Here is a 19,223-nt window from a genome sequence, read left to right on the forward strand (position 1 = left end):
GCATCGGAAATGGACATCACCATCGTCGGAGCGGGACTCGGCGGAATGGCAGCCGGCATCGCCCTCATCCAGGCCGGCCACACCGTGACCCTTCTGGAACGCTCACCCGAGCCCCGCATGTCCGGCGCCGGCATCGGCGTCGCACCCAACGGCGTCCGCGCCCTGGACCGCCTCGGCCTGGGCGACGCCATCCGCGCCCAGGCAGTCCTCGGCGACGGTGACGGCACCACCCGCGACCGGGACGGCCGCCCCCTGCTGCGCATCGACCAGGACGCCGTCATCACAGCCCAGGGCGACCCCGTGGTCTCCCTGCCCCGGCGCACCCTCGCCAGGATGCTGATGGAAGCCCTCCCCGCCGGCGCCGTACACACCGGCGCCAACGTCCTGGAGATCCGAGCAGACGACGGCATCGTCATCACCGACACCACCACCCTGCGCGCCGACCTCGTCGTCGCCGCCGACGGCGCCCGCAGCCGCACCCGGCGCGCCCTGTTCCCCGATCACCCCGGCCTGCGCCGCTCGGGGGAGATGGCCGTGCAGGCCATCGTCCCCGGCCAGGGACACGACGTCACGCCGGTCATCGGCGAGTTACTCGATCGCCACACCGGCGGCCGCTTCGGCTGTCTGCCGATGGCCGACGGCAGCATCTACTGGTACGCCCTGTGGAGCGCACGCCAGGGCACCCCGGCAGACCCGGCCGACCTGCTGCACTGGCTGCACCGGCAGCGCGCCGACTGGCACCCGGCCGTCGCCCGCCTCATCGCCGCCACCGCACCGGAGGCGATCCATGTCTCGGAGACCGCCGGACTCGCCCGGCCGCTGCCGACCTTCGCCGTCGACCGCGTCGCCTTCCTGGGCGACGCCGCCCATGCGATGACCCCTGATCTGGGCCAGGGCGCGGGCCAGGCCTTCGAAGACGCCGTTTCGCTCGGCGACGCCTCACGCGGCATCGGCGCCGAACAGGTCACCGCGATGTTGCGCCGGTACGACGCCGAGCGCCGGCCGCCCACCTCCCGCATGCAGAGCACGGCTCGGTTGACCCGTCGCATGTCCACCCTCCGCGGCGTACCCGGCCTGGCTCGCGATGTGGCGATCCGGATGGTCCCGTCCCGGCTCGCCACGCGCCTGATGACCGAGTAGAAGACCGGTTCCGCGCGGCCGGAGGCCGCAGGGGCTTCTCATCCGTGTGCAGGACGGGCATCTGAATCCGGCGTACGCCCGAGCAGCTTGCTCGGGCGTACGCCGTGGACGCGCTGGAAAGCGGTGCTGAAGGCGAACGGGTCCGCGTAACCGAGTCTGCGCGCCACACTCGCGACGGTGGCCCCTGGCTCACGAAGCCAGTCGGCGGCGAGTGTCATCCGCCAGGTGATCAGGTAAGCCAGCGGCGGTTGACCGACCAGGTCATGGAACCTCCGGGCGAAGCCCGCTCGTGACATGCCGGCCTCGGCCGCCAGGGACGCGACTGTCCAATGCTGCGCGGGGGATCCGTGCATGCGGCGCAGCGCCACCCCGACCGACGGATCGGAGAGCGCCCGGTAGCCGGGTAACGGCTTGACATCGTCACGGGTGAACCAGGCTCTGAGCGCGCGGACCAGCAGGAGGTCGAGCAGCCGGTCGAGAATCACCTGCTGCCCTGGCTCCTCCTGGTCGACCTCCGCTGCGAGCACCTCGAGCAGGGGCGTCGTACGGTGCTCCCCGGGGACGACCGCAACTGTCGGGAGAGTCTCCAACAGGCGCCGAGATGCCGCGCTGAGCAGCGGGAAGTCGGCGGTGACGAACAGGTCCGAACCTTCGGTGTCGAAGCCGAACGTGCGCGGGCCCAATGCGAGATCGCTGGAGGAACGGTCGGCGGTCCAGTACCGGTTCGAGCCGTCGACGAACACCTGGGGAACTGTTCCCATCGCGTCGGCCGCAGTGAACGGCTGACCTCCCCGGATGAGAACCACCGCCTGCTGCGCCACATGAACCGGCTCGGAACCGTCCGGCTCGATCCAGACCCCTCCGCGCAGCGGCACGCCGAGCACCAGCGGGGCGGGCTGGACGAATCGGATGCACCACGGAGGCTGCGCGACCGACTGACAGAAGACCGCACCGGTGGCACGGACGCCGGCCAGGTAGTCATCCAGGAGGTCCATGCTGAGACGATCTCACATGAGAACTGGAGGATCTTCCATGGGGGAATCCATCAGTGACCGCTGAAATGGATCGCATGGCAAAGTCATCAACTCTCGTTCTGAGCTCCCGCGGCAAGACCGGCCGCCGCGTGGCCGATCGCCTGGAAGGTCTCGGGCACTCCGTACGCGCGGCATCCCGGACCGGCCGGACCGTGTTCGACCTCGCGGCTCCCGACACGTGGCACCACGCTCTCGAAGACGTCGGTGCGGTCTATGTCGTTCCGATGAGTGGGGAGGAGCCTGCCGACCCGGCCGCGGTCGCACGGTTCATCGAGCAGGCCGAGAAGGCCGGCGTGCGGCGTGCGGTGTTGCTGTCGGTCCGCGGGGCGCAAGGTGCCGTCGATGCGGGACAACAGGAGACGGAAGAGGCGCTACGAGCGTCGGGACTGGAGTGGACGATTCTGCGGCCGGCGTGGTTCGCGCAGAACTTCAGCGAGGGAATCTTCCTCGAGGAAATGCGCTCCGGTGTGCTGACTACGCCGGCCGGCGACGGCAGTGAGGCCTTCATCGACCTCAAGGATGTCGCCGACGTCGCCGTCGCCGCACTCACGCAGCCCGGGCATGCCGGAAAGATCTATGAGCTGTCCGGACCGGAAGCGATGTCATTCGCGCAGGCCGTGCAGATGATCACCGCGGCGGGCGGACCGGTGGTTCGCTACGAGTCGGTGGACCCGGGCGCCTATGTCGCAGCGCAGTTGGCGGCAGGCGTGCCGGCCGAGGTCGCCGAGGTGGTGGCGGAGCTGTTCGGGGCGATCCGTGAGGGCTCCGGCGACTACATCAGCCATGGTGTCCAGCAGGCACTGGGACGTGGGCCGCGTTCGTTCAGCACATTCGCGGCGTCGGCGGCCGACGCGGGAGTCTGGGCGTCCTGATCCACCCGGCGGGCGGGGCGGCGACATCGACGAGCGATTCGCCGTCCTGGCCCGTTGTTTCTACGTGCGATTACTCGATATGCAGGTATGACGCGAGATGGCAGATAGTCGACGGTGACGAACGACCCGAGCCTCAGTCCGGTGGGGCAAGCTGCGTCGAAGGCGCCGGTACGGGCGGGCGGGGTCAGGCGGCGAGGATGCCGTCGAGGATCACGTCGACGGCGAAGTCGGCGCGCTCGGCCGGGGTGCCGGAGACCAGTTCGGCGCCGAGCCGGGTGATGTGCGGGGCGGCCGCCGGGTCGACGCCGGCGATGGTGGCGGTGATGGCGTCGACGTCGGCGGTGGCGTGCCGGGCCGGTTTCGGGGTGCTCTGCTCGACGGCGGTCGCGGTCTGGCCGAGCAGCAGCAGGTCGACGCCCCAGGCCGCGGCCCGGTCGCTCGCCCCGCCCGCGTGCAGCTCTTTCAGGAGTGCCTCGACCAGGGCGGTGAAGTGCGGCCCGCTGGGCTGGGTGGACAGCGCCATCCGGGCGATCTCGGGCCGGGCGTGCAGGACGTCGCGGTAGCCGAAGAGCAGGGCCTTGACCCGGTCGCGCCAGTCGCCGGCGGGTGGGTCGGCGGCGACGACCGGGGCCAGCAGTGCGTCGAGGATCTGGGCGTGCAGGTCCTCGGCGTCGCGCACATACACATACAGCGAGGCGTGGCCGGTGTCGAGGTCGGTGGCGATGCGCCGCATCGTGACCTTGCCCAGGCCCTCGGCGTGCAGGATCGCCAGGGCCGTCTCGATGATGCCCTGCCGGGTCAGGGCGGCCTTGGCGGGCCGCTCGCGGCGGCTGCGCACCACCCGGCCGTTCCCGTTGACGCTCATGCCGCAGACGCTATCACGACCGTGGTCGTCAACGACCATGGACGTTACGACCATGGTCGTGTTACGTTTTCGCCGTTCCCGAGAGCAACGGAGGAATCAGCCATGTCCCGATCGACAGCGATCGTCGGCGCCGGCCTGTCCGGCCTGGTCCTGGCCCGCATCCTGCAAGAACACGGCATCACCGCCACGGTGTACGAGAGCGATGCCGGCCCCGCAGCCCGCCGCCAGGGCGGCCAGCTCGACATCCACCACGACTCCGGCCAGCAGGCGCTCCGGGCGGCCGGCCTGCACGACGAGTTCCTGCGCCACGTCCACCCCCAAGCCGAGCACGCCCGCATCCTCGACCGCGACGGCCACGTCCACCTCGACGCGGCAGGCGGCGGGGGCCGCCCCGAGATCGACCGGACCGCGCTGCGCGACCTGCTGATCGGCTCACTCGACCCGGGCCGGATCCGCTGGGGCCACAAGGTCACCGCGGCCCGCACCCTCGACGACGGCCGCCACGAACTCACCTTCGCCGACGGCACCGCGACGGCCGCCGACCTGCTGATCGGTGCGGACGGCACCTGGTCACGGGTCAGGCCGCTGCTCTCGGAGGCCGTCCCGGCGTACGCGGGAATCACGCACTTCGAAGTGGAGATCCCGGACGCCCGGAACCGCCACCCGGACCTCGCCGCGACCGTCGGACCCGGAATGATCTTCGCGCTCGGCGGCGACGACCGGGCGATCCTCGGCCACGGCGGCGACCACCTGGAACTCGGCGTCTCCTTCCGGGCCCCGCAGGACTGGCTGCGGACCTCCGGTGTCGACCGGGCCGACCCGGCAGCCGCCCGCGCCGCCCTGATCAGCAAGCTGTCCGGCTGGTCCGGCACCCTGACCGACCTCGTCCGGGCGTGCGACGACACCATCACCGCACGACAGATCTTCGCCCTGCCGCCCGGGCACTCCTGGCCGCGCGTTCCCGGCCTGACGCTGGTCGGGGACGCCGCCCACGTGATGTCCCCCTACGCGGGCGAGGGCGCCAACCTCGCCCTGCAGGACGGCGCCGAACTGGCGCTCGCCCTGATCGAGAACCCCGGCGACCCCGAGAAGGCCCTGGACCGGTACGAACAGGCGATGGTCCCGCGGGCCCGGGCCGCCGCCGAGATGTCGGCAGCGAACCTGAACCTGATCTTCGGCCCGGACGCGGCCCGGCAACTCGCCGCGTTCTTCTCCACCCCGCATCCGGAGGCCTGACATGCACCGTGCCCTCGCCCTCGGCGCCGTCGAGGTGAGCGTCGCCGACCTCGGCCGCAGCATCACCTACTACACCGACGTGATCGGCCTGCGGGTTCTCCACAGCGGCCCGGACGCGGCCCACCTCGGCGTACCCGGGCGGACGCTCGTCGTGCTCCGTTCCCGGCCCGGCGCGGCACCGGCGCCGCGCGAGGCCACCGGCCTCAGCCACTTCGCGCCCCAGGTTCCCGACCGGGCCGATCTGGACCGCTTCGTCACCCACTACCTCGAACTCGGCCTGAAGTACCAGCTGGCCGACCACTCGCTCGCGCACTCGATCTACGTCACCGATCCGGACGGTCACGGGATCGAGATCACCACACCGCGCCCCCGCGAGCAGTGGGAATGGGCGGGTGACCAGCCCGCCATCGTCGCCCGTCCGATGCTCCCGGCCGACTTCACGACCGGCGAGCCGTTCACCGGCCTGCCCCGCGACACCACGATGGGGCATGTGCAGCTCAAGGTGTCCGACGCCGGGCTCGCCGACACCGAGAGGTTCTACTGCGATCTGATCGGTACGACCGTCCAGGGCCGGCTCGGTGACATTTTCCTGGCGGTCGGCGTCACCGAGCACCGGGCGCTGCTGGTGCTCACCAACCGGTTCAGCCCGGTCGGTGGCGGTGGCGCGGCGGAGGACGACGCCCGCCTGCTCGGCGTCGAACTGCACTGCCCCGACGTCGCGGCGCTGCAGGCCCGGCTGACCGCCGCCGGATACCCGCATCTGGCCGACGCGCAGGGGCTGCTGGTGAACGACCCGTCCGGGAACACGCTACGGTTCCGGCCGCCGCCCGTTTCGTGAGCGGGATCCACGGTGGCCGGGCCCTCACCTCGTTGAGGACCCGGCCGCCGCTGCTCAGCTGACCAGATACGCCCGTACGACAGTGATGGTCGTGGTGTTGCCGGCCTGGTCGATTGCGTGCACCCGCAGCGACACCGCACCCGGCCCGGCCGGGTTGGTGACCGTCAGGACCCGCCGGTCGCCGGAACCGGCCACACGGGCCGGTCGCCAGGTGCGGCCGTCGTCGGTGGAGAACTCGGCGGTGAGCCGGCGGGTGGGCCGGGCCGCCGAGCCCGGCTGCGGCTCGACGGTCACCGGCACGGCGAAGCTGCCGGCCGGGGCCGTGTTCTGCTCGTCCAGGTCAGGGCTGAACCGCACCGTGGACAACGGCAGCCGCTGGTCCCCGGCCGCGGAGGTGAACGTCCAGACACCGGCGACCGAGGTGGACAGCCGGTGCGGGGCGCCGCGGGCCGCCGACATCTCCAGCCGGTACGGCGTCCGGGCGGCCGGCACCGGGAACTCGGCGTACCCGGCGGCCTCCTCGCCGATCAACGTGCCGTTCGCGTACAGCGCGGCGCGGCCCCGGTCGAACTGCGACCAGCCGGGGTGCCCGCCGCCGTCGCCGAACAGCGGCGCCGCCGCCACGATGACGTCGTCCCGGCGCACGACGGCGTCGTTACCGGCCACCGACGGCGCGAACACGGCGCGGTTCCAGTCCTGCCGGTAGGTTCGGCCCGCCGTCAGCCTGGTCGCGGGTGCGGACGAGCCGGTGATGGTGTCGGGGAAGGCCTCCGGGGTGGGCCGGTGGCGTTGCTCGAAATCGGCCGCCCACCGCAGGTCGCCGTCGGTGTTCAACCATTCGGTACGCCGGAAGGGAACCGCCGACCGCAGATCCGCCGTCCAGTTGCCGAGCAGGGCGGTGACCGGCCGGTTCGTCTTGACCACGGTCACGTCCCCGGCCGCCTCGCGCGGATAGTGGGCGTCGACGCGGGCCATCGCGCCGGGCGTGAGCGTCCTGGTGAACCCGGTCCAGAAGGTGCCCGCGCGCTGATAGGTGGCCTCGTACGAGTACGGGCTGCCGGTGAAACCACCCGCACCGTCCGGACGGGCGTACGCCGAGTTGATCAGACCCCAGAACCCGTCGGCCCGGCCACCGCCCACCTGCGCGGTGAAGGTGTCACCGGGCACGGCCGACGTCACGGTCACACCGGTGCCGACCTCGCCGCGCGCCCAGCTGGCGTGCACGGCGAGCATCGCCTGACCCGCGTCACGGCGCGGCGGCGTGATCACGACCGGTCTGCCCCGGCGGGCGTCGAGGTCGACCGTGGCGGCGCCGTCCACCACGAGCGTCGGCTGCACCAGCAGCGTCGTGTCGTTCTCGCCGTAGACCTGGCTGTACAACGCGTAGTCGCCGCGGGGCAGCCGCAGACTGCCGCCGCCGTCACCGGCGTAGGCCTCGAACACCGCGCCGGTCGTCAGCGACGTGAGCACGGTCCAGTAGTTCGCCGACTCCTGCCCGTCGCGGCCGGTGTGCCGCAACGTGACCGGGTAGCTCTCCGCCTCCCGGTTGACCGCGACCGGCGTGACCACGACGACACCGTCACCGGTGGCGGTCACCCGGCCGGTGATCTCCCCGAACCGGCTGCCGGCGCTGGTGTCGGCGGTGACCGTGACCTGCGCGGTGCCGCCGGCCGGCACCGTCACCCGCGGCACGGACACCGCGAACGTGTCCCGGTCGGCGTCCACCGCCAGGCTCAGCGTGACGTCGGCGGTGCCGCCGTTACGGTAGGTGAGCGTCCTGGCGATCGGCGGCTCGTCGTGCGGCCACCGCTGAAGCCCGTAACTGAGGCTGCCCTCGTCGGCCGAAACCGCCTGACGGGTCGCCCGGTCCACATCGAGGCGTCCCGCGCCCTGCGCGAAGACACCGGCCCCCGCGGTGGGCTCGGCCGCACCCATCAGCACCGTCTTGCGCTGCCGCGGCGACCAGTCCGGGTGCTGCTGGGTGAGCAGCGCGGCCGCCCCGGCCACGTGCGGCGCGGCCATCGAGGTGCCGTTGCCGGAGATGTAGCCGTCGGCGGCGGGCGCGCCGAAGACACCGCCCTCCGCGGCCGCCGCCACGATCTCCACGCCGGGCGCGGTGATGTCCGGTTTGATGGCCTCGTCACCCAGCCGCGGGCCCCTGCTGGAGAAACCGGCGATCTGGTCCTCGTCGTCGACGGCGCCGACGGTCAGCGCCGCGTCCGCGGTGCCCGGCGAGGCCACCGTGTAGTCGCCGTCGAGGCCCATGTTGCCCGCCGCCACCACGAACAACGTGCCGTGGGCCGCGGTGAGGTCCTCGACCGCCTGCTCGAGGGGGTCGATGCCCGGCGCGTCGTAGCCGCCCAGACTCATGTTGATCACCGGGGCGAGCGGCGCGGCCCACTGCATGCCGGCCAGGATCGCCGAATCGTCGCAGAACCTGTCCTCGCACACCTTCCCGATCACGAGGCGGGCGCCCGGCGCCACCCCTCGGTACGCGCCGCTCGACGCGGCCCCGGTGCCGGCCACGATCGACGCGACGTGGGTGCCGTGCCCGTAGACGTCGTCAACGGTCGGCGCCGCGGTGAAGTTCTCCCGCGCCACGATTTTGCCGGCGAAGTCCGGATGGGCGGCGTCGATGCCGCTGTCCAGTACGGCCACGGTCACGCCGGTGCCGTCCAGGCCCCGCTGCCAGGCCGCCGGCGCGCCGACCTGCGGAACACTCACATCCAGGGCGAGTTCGCGTTTGCCGTCGAGGTAGATCCGGTCGAGGCCGGCGCTCAGCCCGTGCCCGGCGGTCATCGCGGTCCACAGCTCGGCCCGGCTGGGCACGGCCGAATGCACCGCCAGGGCGCCCACACCGCTCAGGTCGCGGGTGACGCGGGCCGCAGGGGCGATCGCCGTTCGGCTCGCGGTCCGGCCGCCTTTGGCGTACGCGACGATGAGCGGCAGCTCGGCCCGGCCGGTGTAGCCGAACTCCCGCAGCTGGGTCAGGTCGAACAGCCGCCGGTCGACCCGGCCCGCGTGCAGCAGCGGCAGCGCGTCCAGTGGAATCACATACCGGTGCTCGCCGAGGCGCTGGCTGGTGAAACGCACCCGCTCGCGGCCCGGCGCGGGATGCACGCTGACGGTGTCGTCGGTGAAGGTGACCTCGTCACCGGTGATCAGTGTGACCACCGTCGTGTCGTGTGCGGCGGCCGCCGGGACGGGTGCGGCAGCGGCGGGCACGGGACTCACCGCGCCGACGGCCGCAGCCACCGTCACGGCCAGTAACGCCGCGGACGATCTCCTGAATCGCATCGATCAGCCTCTTTCCTCGGCGGGTGATCCAGGCCACAGGCGTGAAGAGATGATGCCGCCCCACGTCAAGACATCGGCAGCCCGCCATGAGTGAAGTTGTCATCGTCCATTGTCGACGGTGGTCCTGCACTCCGCCAACCAGCAACGACGTGTTTGTGATGCACCGCATGCCCCGCCGGGAGACAGCTCCCGGCGGGTGGTTTCATGCGCCCGAACGAACCGCCGAGGCCCTCACCCGCGGTGCAGACCGGCCGCGGCGAGGATCGCGGAGAGCCGGTCGTGGTCGGCCCCGTCCAGGGGCTCCGGCAGGTCGCGGGCGGTGAGCAGATCACGGGCGGCGTAACCGTCACCGGACGTGACGGCGCCGACGCCTTCGCCGTCGGTACCCTGCCGAAGAAGCTGCCGCTCGACGGCGGCGTGACGGTCAACCTGCCGAAGAAGACCCGCCCCGCCGTCCTGACCGGAACCTTCGCCCAGGACATCGGCACCGCCGTCCTGCTGACCCCCGCCGCGGCTCCGGCCGCCCTGTCCCGGGTCTCCGAGGTGCGTGTCACACTCGGGGCGACGGTGATCCTGCTGCTGATGGGCCTCGGCCTGCTGCTCGACGTCGCCGACCGCCTCCACGACCGCCGCAAACTGATCGGCGCGCTCGCCGCCATCGGCGCCTCCCGGGCCACCATCGTCTGGTCGTCGGTCGCGCAGGCGATGGTTCCGGTGCTGGCCGTCCTGGTCCTGGCCGTGGCAACCGGCGCGATCGTCGGCACGGTCCTGATGCGCATGGACGGCATCCCGGTCCGCTTCGACCCCGGCCCACTGCTGACCCCGGTCGTCGGCGGCCTGACCCTGATCCTGGTCTGCACGGTCGCCGGTCTGCTCCCCGCGGCCCGGCGCCTCACCAGCAACGAGGAGCTGCGCCAGGAGTGAACGGCCGATCGACACCGGTACCGGCCGCCGCTTACAGTCGCTGACGCTTCGGCGGAAAAATGTCGGCGGGTGACGCAACCCGGCGGTGGAGCTGTTGGTCCTTCCTCTGACAGACGCCGACAGGGGGAGGGCGATTTGAGTGCCGAGGAATCGGTGCGGCAGGCGTACGAGGCCTACTACCAACGGCTCGTGACGCAGATCGCCGGGCTGGTCGGGAACCTGGCCGAGGCCGAGGACGCGGTGCACGAGGCGTTCGCCCGGGTCCTCGGGTCACCCGCCTCGTTCCTGCGCGCCGACGACGCCGAACGCTGGCTGCGGGTGGCCGCCCTCAACGTGGCCCGGACCCGCTACCGGCGGCGGTGGTTGTTCGACCGCCTGGTCCGGTCCGGGCGGGTCGAGATCGCGCCGTCCGCGGTGCCCGGCGTGTCCGGCGACCGGGTGGCCCTGCTCACCGCCCTGCGCCGGTTGGCCCCACCGACCCGCGAGGTGGTCGTCCTGTACCACCTCGCGGACCTGCCGGTGGCGGAGGTCGCCGCCACCCTCGGCATCCCGGAGGGCACGGTCAAAGCCCGGTTGGCTCGCGGGCGGGCGGCGCTCGCCCGGTTCCTGTCCGACGACGAGCCGGCCCCGATGACCGAGGAGGTCCGCCATGCTTGACTCCCAGTTCGACAGGCTGCGGGCCGAGGTCGGCGACGCGGTGCGCCAGCCCGACTTCGATTCGGTACGCGACCGGGCCGCCGTCCGGAAACGCCGCCGTCGTACCGTCGCAGTGGTTGTCGCAGTGGTCATCGCCGCGGGCTTCGGCTTCGCCGTGAACCGGGGCCCGGCCGCTCCCGACCAGGTGGCGACCGTCGACCCGGAACCCGGCTATCCTCGGCTGATCTGGCTGACCAGCGCCGGGAACGATCTGTACGCCCTTCAGGAACCGCGCCCGGACAGTGCCGCCGAGCTGCACGTGTCGCCGGACGGCGGCGCCACCTGGGAGTCCCGGGACCTGCCGCCGATGGCGGCGGACGCCGACCCGTCCCGGGAGGGGACGTTCACCGCGCTGTCCACCGGGCTGGTGCTGTGGCGGGAGAACAACGTGGGCGCCACCGAGCGGGACAGGTTCTGGATCACCCGGGACGGCGGCCGGAGTTGGACCCGGACGGAGATCGGGATCCAGCCGGTGGACGCCGTCCCGGACGGAGTGCAGCCGGTAAGCTGCGCCCTTCTGGGGGTCGCCACCTGCATGGTGGGGGTGGTCGACCCGGACACCGGCCGGTTCGGGCCGTTGCGTAACCAGCCCACCGGGTTGAGCCGCGAGTTCTCGGGGGATGGCGATGTCATGGTGCCGTTCGACGGGCGACTGTGGGTGCCCGGCGTCGACTCGGACATGGAACGGCCGGCGGTGGCGAGCAGTTCCGACCGTGGCCGGACCTGGCACACCCACGTGTTCACCGACGCGGTCCCGGACGAACCCAGCCCCGGCACCTACTTCGTGCCGCAGTTGGCCGCCGGCTCCGGCGCAGTGGCTTACCTGCTGACCTACCGCTCGAAAGACCTGACCGCCGTGCACCACACCACCGACGGCGGGCTGACCTGGCAGGCCGGCGACCCGATCCAGGGCGCCTTCAGGACCGGTTTCGTCGCCGCCGACGGTACTCACGTCGTCCCTCGTCATACCGACTTCGTCGCCGGTCAGGGCACCGGCCGGTACACGCCGGTCACCCTGCGCGGATTCCCCGGAAACCCTCTGTACCGGGTGCGGGTCAGCCAGTCCGGAACGACGGCACCGTACGTCGTGGTGACGGAGACCGCCGCGTACCGCTCGCAAACCGGCCTGACCTGGCAGCAAATCCCCCTCCCTTAACCCCAGCAGGTCCTCGTCCGCCCCTGGCCACACCAGGGGCCGACCCTGCACGCCCTTTTGGAGTTCCGCTATGTCACCCGTTCCCGGCCTGACCGGGATCCGTGGCCTGCTCGCCCTGTACGTGGTGGTCCACCACTGCTGGCTGCTGGCCTTTCCCGGTTACCCGCACAACACCGGACCGGCCTGGCTCGGCTGGCTGCTGCACGGCCGGCTCGCCGTCGTCGCGTTCATCGTTCTGTCCGGGTTCTCCCTGGGTCTGGCCCCGGCCCGGAACGGCTGGCGACTCGGCGGCCTGCGCCGCTACCTCAGCCGCCGGGCCCGGCGGATCCTGCCCGCCTACTGGGCCGCCCTGGCCGTCAGCGCCGTGATCGCGGTCCTCGTGCCGACCCTGCCGCTCAGTTCACCGCCGACACCCCAATCCCTGCTGGTGTACGGCCTGATGCTGCAGGACATCGTCGCCGCACCCGCACCCAACGGCGCGTTCTGGTCGATCGCCGTGGAAGCCGGTCTCTACCTGGTGTTCCCGCTCCTGTTGCTGCTGCGCCGCAAGGCCGGAGCGGTGGTGACCCTCGCCGTGGCCACCGTGCCGGTCATGGTTCTCGGCCCGCCCACCGCCGGCCGGTACACCGTCGAACTGGCCCCCCTGTTCACCCTCGGCCTGCTGGCCGCCGGAGTCGTCCACGCCGGCGACCGGATCCGCGGCCTGCCCTGGTACAGCCTGTCCGCGCTGGCCGCCGCTCCGGTGCTGACAGTGATCGCGATCCGTGGCCCGGAGTGGGCGGTGGCCCACTACTTCTGGCTGGACCTGGCCGCCGGCCCCGCCATCGCGATGTTCCTGGCCGCCGTCGCGACCCGCCCACCCGGACGCCTGCTGAACCACGGGCCGCTACCGTTCGTCGGCGGCTTCTCCTACAGCCTCTACCTGATCCACATGCCGATCGTCGCCCTGACCCACACCCTGACCACGGGTTCCGGCCCGGCCGCCTTCAGTTTCACGGTGGCGGTGGCACTCCCGCTCTGCCTGATGTCGGCCCACCTGCTGGCAACGTTCTGCGAAGCCCCCTTCCTGGTACGCCGCCCCGCCGACCCGCCCACCCGGCGCTTTGCTCTCCGGGCGTCCAGGAGCTGATCGCCGCCGAGGAACTGGTGGCTGGCCCGGAAGACGCGGTTTCGCGGAACCCGCGAAGGCGGCCCCTGGCTCTCCGGCCACATTAGACATAGCTTCGGCGAAAGGGCTCGAATCACACCATTCTCAATCATGGAGGCAAACCATGACGAATGATGATCTCAACGACCCGGCGTTCATCGCGAATCCGCATCCGACCTACGCGGGATGGCGTGCCGACGACCCGGTCCGGCGGGTGCGCCTCACGACCGGCGAGGACGCCTGGATGGTCACCGGCTACCGCGAAGCACGGGCGGCTCTGGCCGAGGACCGGCTCTCCAAAGCACCCCGCGACGTCGCCTCCTACACCGAGGCGGACCTCGCGACCAACCGGCACATGCTGGCCTCGGACCCGCCCGACCACACCCGGCTGCGCAAACTGGTGACGGCGGCGTTCACCCACCGGCGAATCGAGGCGATGCGGCCGCGGATCGTGGCGATCGCCGACGGGCTGCTCGACGAGATGACCGGAGACGGGCCGGTCGACCTGATCGGCGCGTACGCGTTCCCGCTGCCCGTCCAGGTGATCTGCGAGTTGCTCGGTATCCCGGTGAGCGACCGGGACAGCTTCCGAACCTGGTCCGCGGCCATCGTCGCGGGTGCGGACGCCACCGGCGAGGTGATCGGGCCGGGACTGCAGGACACCGTCGAAGGGCTCACGGCGTACCTGAAGGATCTCGTGGCTCTGCGACGGGTCAGTCCGGGCGACGACCTGCTGTCGGCCCTGGTGAGGGTGCGCGACCGTGAAGACCGTCTGTCCGACAACGAGTTGACGTCGATGGCGTTCCTGCTGCTGGTCGCCGGCCACGAGACCACCATGGGACTGATCAGCAACGGCACGTTCGTGCTGCTCGAGGACCGCGAGCACTGGGAGCGGCTGCGCGCCGACCGTGGGCTTCTCCCGAACGCTGTCGAGGAGTTCCTGCGGTACGAGAGTTCGGTCGAGACGTCCACCGGCCGGGTGGCGGTCGAGGACTTCGTGTTCGCGGGGCACCAGGTGCGCAAGGGTGATCTGGTGATGGTCGGGCTGCTCGCCGCCAACCGGGATCCGGCCCAGTTCGAGGCGCCCGACGTGCTCAGCTTCGAACGTACCCGCAATCAGCATCTTGCCTTCGGGCACGGCATCCACCACTGCCTGGGCGCACCGCTGGCCCGCCTGGAGGCCGTGATCGCCTTCGACCGGCTGCTGGCGCGTTTCCCGGAGATGCGGCTGGCCGCCGCACCCGGGGACCTGCCGTGGCGGTCCAGCGCCATCATCCGCGGCCTTCAGCGCCTGCCGGTGCTGTTGCGCTGACCGCCCGGTGATCTTTACGGTCTCGCAACGGCCACTGACATTGACTGGCTTCCGCCGGTTCCGAGGGACGGATCCGGTAGAGAGGTGAACGTCATGAGGGCGAAGAAGATTCTGGCCGGTGCCGTGCTCACCGTCGCGCTGGCCGGCGGCGGGGTCGCGCTGGCGGCGTCGATGGCCAGCGCCGGCGGGACCACCGCCCCGGCGATCGGCGAGATCGGTCAGCCGGTCGACGGGCCGGTTCCGCCCGGTGTGTCGTTCGAGATGTCCGAACCCGGGATCCTCACGAAGTAGTAGCGCGAAGTAGCAGGTAGCAGGTAGCAGAAAGGCAACACCATGAGAGTGCTCCTGGTCGAGGACGAGATCCTCCTCGCCCGAGCGATCCGCAACGGTCTGCACCGGGCCGGCCTGACGGTGGACGTGGTCCACGACGGCGAGTCCGCGCTGGAGTCGCTGCGGTCGCAGCCGTACGAGGCGGTGGTCCTCGACCGGGACCTCCCGGCACTCTCCGGCGACGAGGTGTGCCGGCACATCATCACCGACCATCCGCAGGTCGGGGTGCTGATGCTGACCGCGTCGGCGACCCTCGCCGAACGGGTCGACGGCCTGAGCCGGGGCGCCGACGACTACCTGACCAAGCCGTTCGAGTTCCCGGAGCTGGTGGCCCGGCTGCGCGCCCTGCAACGCCGCTCGGGCCACCGGGCACCACCCCAGCTGACGTGCGGCGACGTCAGTCTGGACCCGTTCACCCACCAGGCGTTCCGCGCGGGCGTCCCGCTGGCGCTGAGCCCCAAGGAGTTCCGCGTGCTGGAGCAGCTGCTCCGGGCGGACGGCGGTGTCCTGAGCGCCGAAACCCTGCTGCAGAAGGCGTGGGACGAGCACGCCGACCCGTTCACGAACTCCCCTCGGGTGGTGATCTCCACGTTGCGCCGCAAACTGGGCCGGCCATGGCCGATCGAGACCGTCCCCGGCGTCGGATACCGCGTTGTCGCGGCGTGAGGTCAGCACCCGCGTCATCGGCAGCATGATCGCCGTCGTCGCGGGCCTCGCCCTGGCGATGGCCACGATCATCACGCTGTTGATGACCTTGGTGCCGGACACCCTGGTCAGCGGTGTTCCGTCGGTTCCGGCCGACTCCGCCGCCGCACCGCTGGAATCGGCCCCACCGGAGACGATAAAGCCTTGGCAGGAGCTGGAACGGCTGCTGACGTTCTCGATGATCGCGCTGGTCCTGGTGACGGCGGTGGGTGCGGTGGCGGTGCGCTGGACGGTACGCCGCGCTCTCGCCCCACTGTCCGCGATGATTGTCGCGGCCGAGCGGGCGGCGGCCACCGACCTGGGCGGCCGGATCCCGGTGGGCCGGGTCCAGGACGAGGTCACCGACCTGGCGGTCACCTTCAACACGATGCTGGCGCGGCTGGACGCCGCGTTCGAGGCACAGCGCCGGTTCGCCGCCAACGCCTCGCACGAGCTCCAGACGCCGCTGGCCACCACCCAGGCGATTCTCGACGACGCTCTCGCCGACACACCGGAAGGACCACAACGACAACTTCTTCACGATTTGCGTACGTTGAACAGCCGCAGTTCCCGGACCGTGCGCACCCTGCTGGACCTCGCCGACGCACAGGCCGGCCGGGGACATCATGAGCCGGTGGATCTGTCCGCGATCGTCGGGGAGGAGGTGACGGCTCACGAATCCGCCGCGCGTGCCCGGGACGTGACGATCCACCACGACCTGGAGCCGCTGGTGACGGAGGGCGACCCGGCCCTGATCCGGCTGATGGTGCGCAACCTGATCGACAACGCGGTCCGCCACAACCACCGGGGCGGCCGGGTGGAGCTCTGTGTACGTACCGGCGAAGGGCTTTTGATCGTCAACACCGGATCGCCGCTGACCGTCGAGGAGGTGGCCCGGATCGTCGAGCCGTTCCACCGCGGCGCCGGCCGCCTGCGCAGCGAGAGCACCGGTCTCGGCGCCGCCCTGGTGGCCGCCGTCGTCAACCGGCACGGCTGGCGACTGCACCTGCGCCCCGGGGCGGACGGCGGCCTGGTGGCCGAGGTCCGGATCCAAGTGTGACTTAGGCGGCGTGCGGGTCGAGGAGGTGCGGTGGGGCCTGGAGGTTCAGCCACCAGGCCGGGTCGGCCGGGAGCCCGGCATTCGACGTGGTGAGGGCCAGGTCGGCGCCGTCCTCGATGTGGTCGTTCGTGGCTCGTGCCGGCGATGGGTTGCTCAATCGTTGAGACACTGGCCGGAGGGGAATTTCCCGGTTACCTCGTCGATGGGTCCACGCCCGTCCACGGGGATTAATTCAGAGTGCCCGATGATGCAGGAATCGCCGACTCCGACCGCATAGATCAGGGAAGACGGGGGAGCGGGGTCGTTCGGGCGGGCCAGTCGCACCAGGGCGTCACCATATCCGGCATCCGCGAGATTCTTCTGGGCTTGGCGGACGTCTTCATCGGTGGGTGGATGCCTGAACTTGTGTTTGTTGCAACTCGGATCCGTCGGGGTGAGGCACAAGCCTCCACTGGTCGCGATATGGGAAACCCTGGCTTTTTCTCCAAACATCCCGTCGCCCGATTCGGGGAGGTTCCGCTGCCCGAGCGCGGGAACCGGACGTCCGCAGTAGTCGTTCCATCCCGAGCAGACGAAGCGGTATCCCGTCATCGTCGGAGCCGCCGGCGACGGGGCCTCATACGATGCCGATCGATTCCCGACCCGGTGATTCACCACAAGGGCTCCAGTTGCCATCACGGCAGCAACAAGGAGCGCACATCCTCCGACTATCCCGTATCTACGCATTCTGCCTCGCGGTCTGATCGAGCAAGCGAAATGACCGGTGGTAAATCGTATCCCCTGAGGGTTGGAACCTCTCGATTTCCCGGAAATCACCCCCGTGCCGGCCTCACAGAGTTCTTTAAGAACCTCTCCGAAGAAAACCAGCGGGCCGCTGCACCATCTCCGGCATGACGAGAATCGAGGTACGGGGGCTCACCAAGCGGTACGGCCCCGACACTGTTGTCGACGACCTGACGTTCACCGTGGAGGCGGGGCAGGTCACCGGGTTCCTCGGGCCCAACGGCGCCGGGAAGACCACCACCATGCGCATGATCGTGGGGCTGGCCGCGCCGGACCGGGGCACCGCCACCATCGGCGGCCGCCACTACGGGTCGCTGCCGGTGCCGTTGACCGAGGTCGGGGCGCTGCTCGACGCCGCGGCCGTGCACGGCGGGCGGACGGCACGGGACCATCTGCTGGCGCTGGCGGCCAGCAACGGGCTGCCACCCGGGCGCGTCGAGGACGTACTCACCCGTACCGGAATGGCGGGTGTCGCTGTGAAAAGGGCCGGAACCTTCTCGCTCGGGATGCGGCAGCGGCTGGGGATCGCCGCGGCCCTGCTCGGTGATCCGCGGGTGCTGATCTTCGACGAGCCGGTGAACGGCCTGGATCCGGAGGGGATCCGCTGGGCACGGGAGCTGATGCGGGCGCTCGCCGCCGAGGGCCGGGCCGTGCTGGTCTCCAGCCATCTGATGAGCGAGATGGCGCAGACCGCCGACCACCTGATCGTGATCGGACGCGGCCGGATCATCGCGGACACTCCGGCGAGCGAGTTGACCGGGGGCGCGGGCGGAGGTTCGGTACGGGTCAGGGCCGCCGATCCGGGCACGCTGGCGCTGCGGCTGTCCGCCGCCGGTGCGACGGTCCGCGAAGGCCTGGAGGCGTCGCTGACCGTCGCCGGGATGAGCGCGGAGGAGATCGGCCGGCTCGCCGCCTACCACGGCCTGGCGCTCATCGAGCTGAGCCCGGTGCGTGCCTCGCTGGAGGACGCCTATCTGCGGCTGACCAGCGAGAGCGTCGAATTCCAGGGGGTGGCCGCGTGAACCGGGTCCTCACCGCCGAATGGATCAAACTGCGGAGTCTGCGGTCCACCTGGTCGATGCTGGCCGGCCTGTTCGCCGTGGGGCTGGGCATCTCCCTGCTGTCACTGAACCGTGTGCACGACGCCTACGCCGAAGCCGGCGCGGACTGGGATCCGACCAGACACAGTATGACCGTGTACGTCGTCGCCCAGCTGATCCTCGGCGTGCTCGGCGCTCTGGTGGTCACCTCGGAGTTCGCCACCGGGCTGATGCGTACGACGCTGACCGCCACGCCCGCCCGCCATCGCGTACTGGCGGCCAAGGCGGTCCTGGCCGCCGCCGTCTCGCTGGTCGCGGGGCAGGCGCTGATGCTCTGCGTGTTCCTTGTCGGACAGTGGGGCTTCGCCCGCAACGGCGTGCCCCGGGCGTCGCTCGGTGACCCGGGTGTGCCCGCCGCCGTCGCCGCGGGCGGCCTCTACCTGGCCGTCATCGGGCTGCTCGGCGTCGCGCTCGGCACCATCATGCGGGCCACCGCGGGCGCGATCGTCACCCTGGTGGGCATCGTCTTCATCATTCCCGGGATCGCCGGTGTCTTCCCGTCCTGGATCCGTCAGGTGTTCGTCTTCTGGCCGACCCTCGGCGGTGCGGCGGCGCTCGGCACCGTCCCGGACCCCGATTTCCCGCATCCGTGGTGGGGTCTGGGCGGGATGGCCCTCGGGGGCGCCGCGGTCCTGGCGGCGGCGTTCGTGGTTCTCCGCCGCCGCGACGTGTGAAGTCGTCGTGACGTGTGATGTCGTCGTGACGTGTGATGCCGTCGTGACGTGTGATGCCGGCGTGACGTGTGACTA

The 19,223-nt window shown here is 71.2% G+C and carries 18 protein-coding genes; 14 read left to right on the top strand and 4 right to left on the bottom strand.

Annotated elements, in window-relative coordinates; translation table 11 throughout:
* Positions 1 to 9: 9 nt before the first annotated feature.
* Complete coding sequence (locus Aco03nite_RS48030) at positions 10 to 1,140, top strand: FAD-dependent monooxygenase (protein WP_203809064.1); 1,131 nt, start codon at positions 10 to 12, stop codon at positions 1,138 to 1,140.
* Between the two features lie 38 nt (positions 1,141 to 1,178).
* Here Aco03nite_RS48030 and Aco03nite_RS48035 read toward each other — a convergent pair whose 3' ends face one another.
* On the bottom strand, positions 1,179 to 2,135 hold the full coding sequence (locus Aco03nite_RS48035) for an AraC family transcriptional regulator (RefSeq protein ID WP_203809066.1): 957 nt from the start codon (positions 2,133 to 2,135) through the stop codon (positions 1,179 to 1,181).
* A gap of 53 nt (positions 2,136 to 2,188) precedes the next feature.
* Here Aco03nite_RS48035 and Aco03nite_RS48040 point away from each other — a divergent pair, with 53 nt between their 5' ends.
* Positions 2,189 to 3,046: an NAD(P)H-binding protein gene (locus Aco03nite_RS48040; RefSeq protein WP_203809068.1), complete on the top strand. Its 858-nt coding sequence runs from the start codon at positions 2,189 to 2,191 to the stop codon at positions 3,044 to 3,046.
* Positions 3,047 to 3,230: 184 nt separating this feature from the next.
* Here the strand turns inward: Aco03nite_RS48040 and Aco03nite_RS48045 are convergent, their stop codons facing one another.
* Positions 3,231 to 3,911: a TetR/AcrR family transcriptional regulator gene (locus Aco03nite_RS48045; RefSeq protein WP_203809070.1), complete on the bottom strand. Its 681-nt coding sequence runs from the start codon at positions 3,909 to 3,911 to the stop codon at positions 3,231 to 3,233.
* Positions 3,912 to 4,013: 102 nt separating this feature from the next.
* On the opposite strand from Aco03nite_RS48045, the gene Aco03nite_RS48050 reads away from it, so the two are divergent.
* Both Aco03nite_RS48050 and Aco03nite_RS48055 read left to right on the top strand, forming a co-directional pair.
* A complete protein-coding gene (locus tag Aco03nite_RS48050; RefSeq protein ID WP_203809072.1) occupies positions 4,014 to 5,147 on the top strand; it encodes an FAD-dependent oxidoreductase in 1,134 nt (377 codons plus the stop codon).
* Between the two features lies 1 nt (position 5,148).
* Positions 5,149 to 5,985 (top strand): VOC family protein, encoded by an 837-nt coding sequence (locus Aco03nite_RS48055; protein ID WP_203809074.1) that lies wholly within the window; start codon positions 5,149 to 5,151, stop codon positions 5,983 to 5,985.
* 54 nt (positions 5,986 to 6,039) lie between these two features.
* On the opposite strand, the gene Aco03nite_RS48060 is transcribed toward Aco03nite_RS48055, so the two are convergent.
* A complete protein-coding gene (locus Aco03nite_RS48060; RefSeq protein ID WP_203809076.1) occupies positions 6,040 to 9,282 on the bottom strand; it encodes a S8 family serine peptidase in 3,243 nt (1,080 codons plus the stop codon).
* Positions 9,283 to 9,486: 204 nt separating this feature from the next.
* On the opposite strand from Aco03nite_RS48060, the gene Aco03nite_RS48065 reads away from it, so the two are divergent.
* From Aco03nite_RS48065 to Aco03nite_RS48100, 8 genes are all read left to right on the top strand, one after another.
* Positions 9,487 to 10,206, top strand: coding sequence for an FtsX-like permease family protein (locus Aco03nite_RS48065; protein ID WP_203809078.1), 720 nt, complete (start codon positions 9,487 to 9,489; stop codon positions 10,204 to 10,206).
* A 135-nt stretch (positions 10,207 to 10,341) separates the two neighbouring features.
* A complete protein-coding gene (locus Aco03nite_RS48070; RefSeq protein ID WP_203809080.1) occupies positions 10,342 to 10,863 on the top strand; it encodes an RNA polymerase sigma factor in 522 nt (173 codons plus the stop codon).
* Positions 10,856 to 12,058 (top strand): sialidase family protein, encoded by a 1,203-nt coding sequence (locus Aco03nite_RS48075; protein WP_203809082.1) that lies wholly within the window; start codon positions 10,856 to 10,858, stop codon positions 12,056 to 12,058. The genes Aco03nite_RS48070 and Aco03nite_RS48075 overlap by 8 nt, the downstream gene beginning before the upstream one ends.
* Positions 12,059 to 12,128: 70 nt before the next feature.
* On the top strand, positions 12,129 to 13,187 hold the full coding sequence (locus Aco03nite_RS48080; protein WP_203809084.1) for an acyltransferase family protein: 1,059 nt from the start codon (positions 12,129 to 12,131) through the stop codon (positions 13,185 to 13,187).
* 142 nt (positions 13,188 to 13,329) lie between these two features.
* Positions 13,330 to 14,517, top strand: coding sequence for a cytochrome P450 family protein (locus Aco03nite_RS48085; RefSeq protein WP_203809086.1), 1,188 nt, complete (start codon positions 13,330 to 13,332; stop codon positions 14,515 to 14,517).
* 93 nt (positions 14,518 to 14,610) lie between these two features.
* Positions 14,611 to 14,808: a hypothetical protein gene (locus Aco03nite_RS48090; protein ID WP_203809088.1), complete on the top strand. Its 198-nt coding sequence runs from the start codon at positions 14,611 to 14,613 to the stop codon at positions 14,806 to 14,808.
* A gap of 42 nt (positions 14,809 to 14,850) precedes the next feature.
* The gene (locus Aco03nite_RS48095) at positions 14,851 to 15,513 is read left to right on the top strand and encodes a response regulator transcription factor (protein ID WP_203809090.1); all 663 of its coding nucleotides are present in this window, start codon (positions 14,851 to 14,853) and stop codon (positions 15,511 to 15,513) included.
* A complete protein-coding gene (locus Aco03nite_RS48100) occupies positions 15,500 to 16,591 on the top strand; it encodes a sensor histidine kinase (protein WP_203809092.1) in 1,092 nt (363 codons plus the stop codon). Before Aco03nite_RS48095 ends, Aco03nite_RS48100 begins: the two co-directional genes overlap by 14 nt.
* A gap of 1 nt (position 16,592) precedes the next feature.
* On the opposite strand, the gene Aco03nite_RS48105 is transcribed toward Aco03nite_RS48100, so the two are convergent.
* Positions 16,593 to 16,748: a PNPOx family protein gene (locus Aco03nite_RS48105; protein WP_203809094.1), complete on the bottom strand. Its 156-nt coding sequence runs from the start codon at positions 16,746 to 16,748 to the stop codon at positions 16,593 to 16,595.
* Positions 16,749 to 17,481: 733 nt separating this feature from the next.
* Here Aco03nite_RS48105 and Aco03nite_RS48110 point away from each other — a divergent pair.
* Both Aco03nite_RS48110 and Aco03nite_RS48115 read left to right on the top strand, forming a co-directional pair.
* Entirely contained in the window at positions 17,482 to 18,396 is a 915-nt protein-coding gene (locus Aco03nite_RS48110; RefSeq protein WP_203809096.1) for an ABC transporter ATP-binding protein, read from the top strand.
* Positions 18,393 to 19,148 (top strand): ABC transporter permease, encoded by a 756-nt coding sequence (locus Aco03nite_RS48115; RefSeq protein ID WP_203809098.1) that lies wholly within the window; start codon positions 18,393 to 18,395, stop codon positions 19,146 to 19,148. Before Aco03nite_RS48110 ends, Aco03nite_RS48115 begins: the two co-directional genes overlap by 4 nt.
* The last annotated feature ends 75 nt before the right edge of the window (positions 19,149 to 19,223 follow it).

It is taken from the genome of Actinoplanes couchii, assembly GCF_016862075.1.
In the GTDB taxonomy this organism is placed as follows: Bacteria; Actinomycetota; Actinomycetes; order Mycobacteriales; family Micromonosporaceae; genus Actinoplanes; species Actinoplanes couchii.

Bases quoted from the DNA above. Each gene is read 5' to 3' on its own strand.
- Aco03nite_RS48075 (WP_203809082.1), top strand. From the start codon at position 10,856: ATGCTTGACTCCCAGTTCGACAGGCTGCGGGCCGAGGTCGGCGACGCG.
- Aco03nite_RS48060 (WP_203809076.1), bottom strand. From the start codon at position 9,282: ATGCGATTCAGGAGATCGTCCGCGGCGTTACTGGCCGTGACGGTGGCT.
- Aco03nite_RS48055 (WP_203809074.1), top strand. From the start codon at position 5,149: ATGCACCGTGCCCTCGCCCTCGGCGCCGTCGAGGTGAGCGTCGCCGAC.
- Aco03nite_RS48095 (WP_203809090.1), top strand. From the start codon at position 14,851: ATGAGAGTGCTCCTGGTCGAGGACGAGATCCTCCTCGCCCGAGCGATC.
- Aco03nite_RS48045 (WP_203809070.1), bottom strand. From the start codon at position 3,911: ATGAGCGTCAACGGGAACGGCCGGGTGGTGCGCAGCCGCCGCGAGCGG.
- Aco03nite_RS48065 (WP_203809078.1), top strand. From the start codon at position 9,487: ATGCGCCCGAACGAACCGCCGAGGCCCTCACCCGCGGTGCAGACCGGC.
- Aco03nite_RS48035 (WP_203809066.1), bottom strand. From the start codon at position 2,135: ATGGACCTCCTGGATGACTACCTGGCCGGCGTCCGTGCCACCGGTGCG.
- Aco03nite_RS48110 (WP_203809096.1), top strand. From the start codon at position 17,482: ATGACGAGAATCGAGGTACGGGGGCTCACCAAGCGGTACGGCCCCGAC.
- Aco03nite_RS48080 (WP_203809084.1), top strand. From the start codon at position 12,129: ATGTCACCCGTTCCCGGCCTGACCGGGATCCGTGGCCTGCTCGCCCTG.
- Aco03nite_RS48085 (WP_203809086.1), top strand. From the start codon at position 13,330: ATGACGAATGATGATCTCAACGACCCGGCGTTCATCGCGAATCCGCAT.
- Aco03nite_RS48030 (WP_203809064.1), top strand. From the start codon at position 10: ATGGACATCACCATCGTCGGAGCGGGACTCGGCGGAATGGCAGCCGGC.
- Aco03nite_RS48090 (WP_203809088.1), top strand. From the start codon at position 14,611: ATGAGGGCGAAGAAGATTCTGGCCGGTGCCGTGCTCACCGTCGCGCTG.
- Aco03nite_RS48050 (WP_203809072.1), top strand. From the start codon at position 4,014: ATGTCCCGATCGACAGCGATCGTCGGCGCCGGCCTGTCCGGCCTGGTC.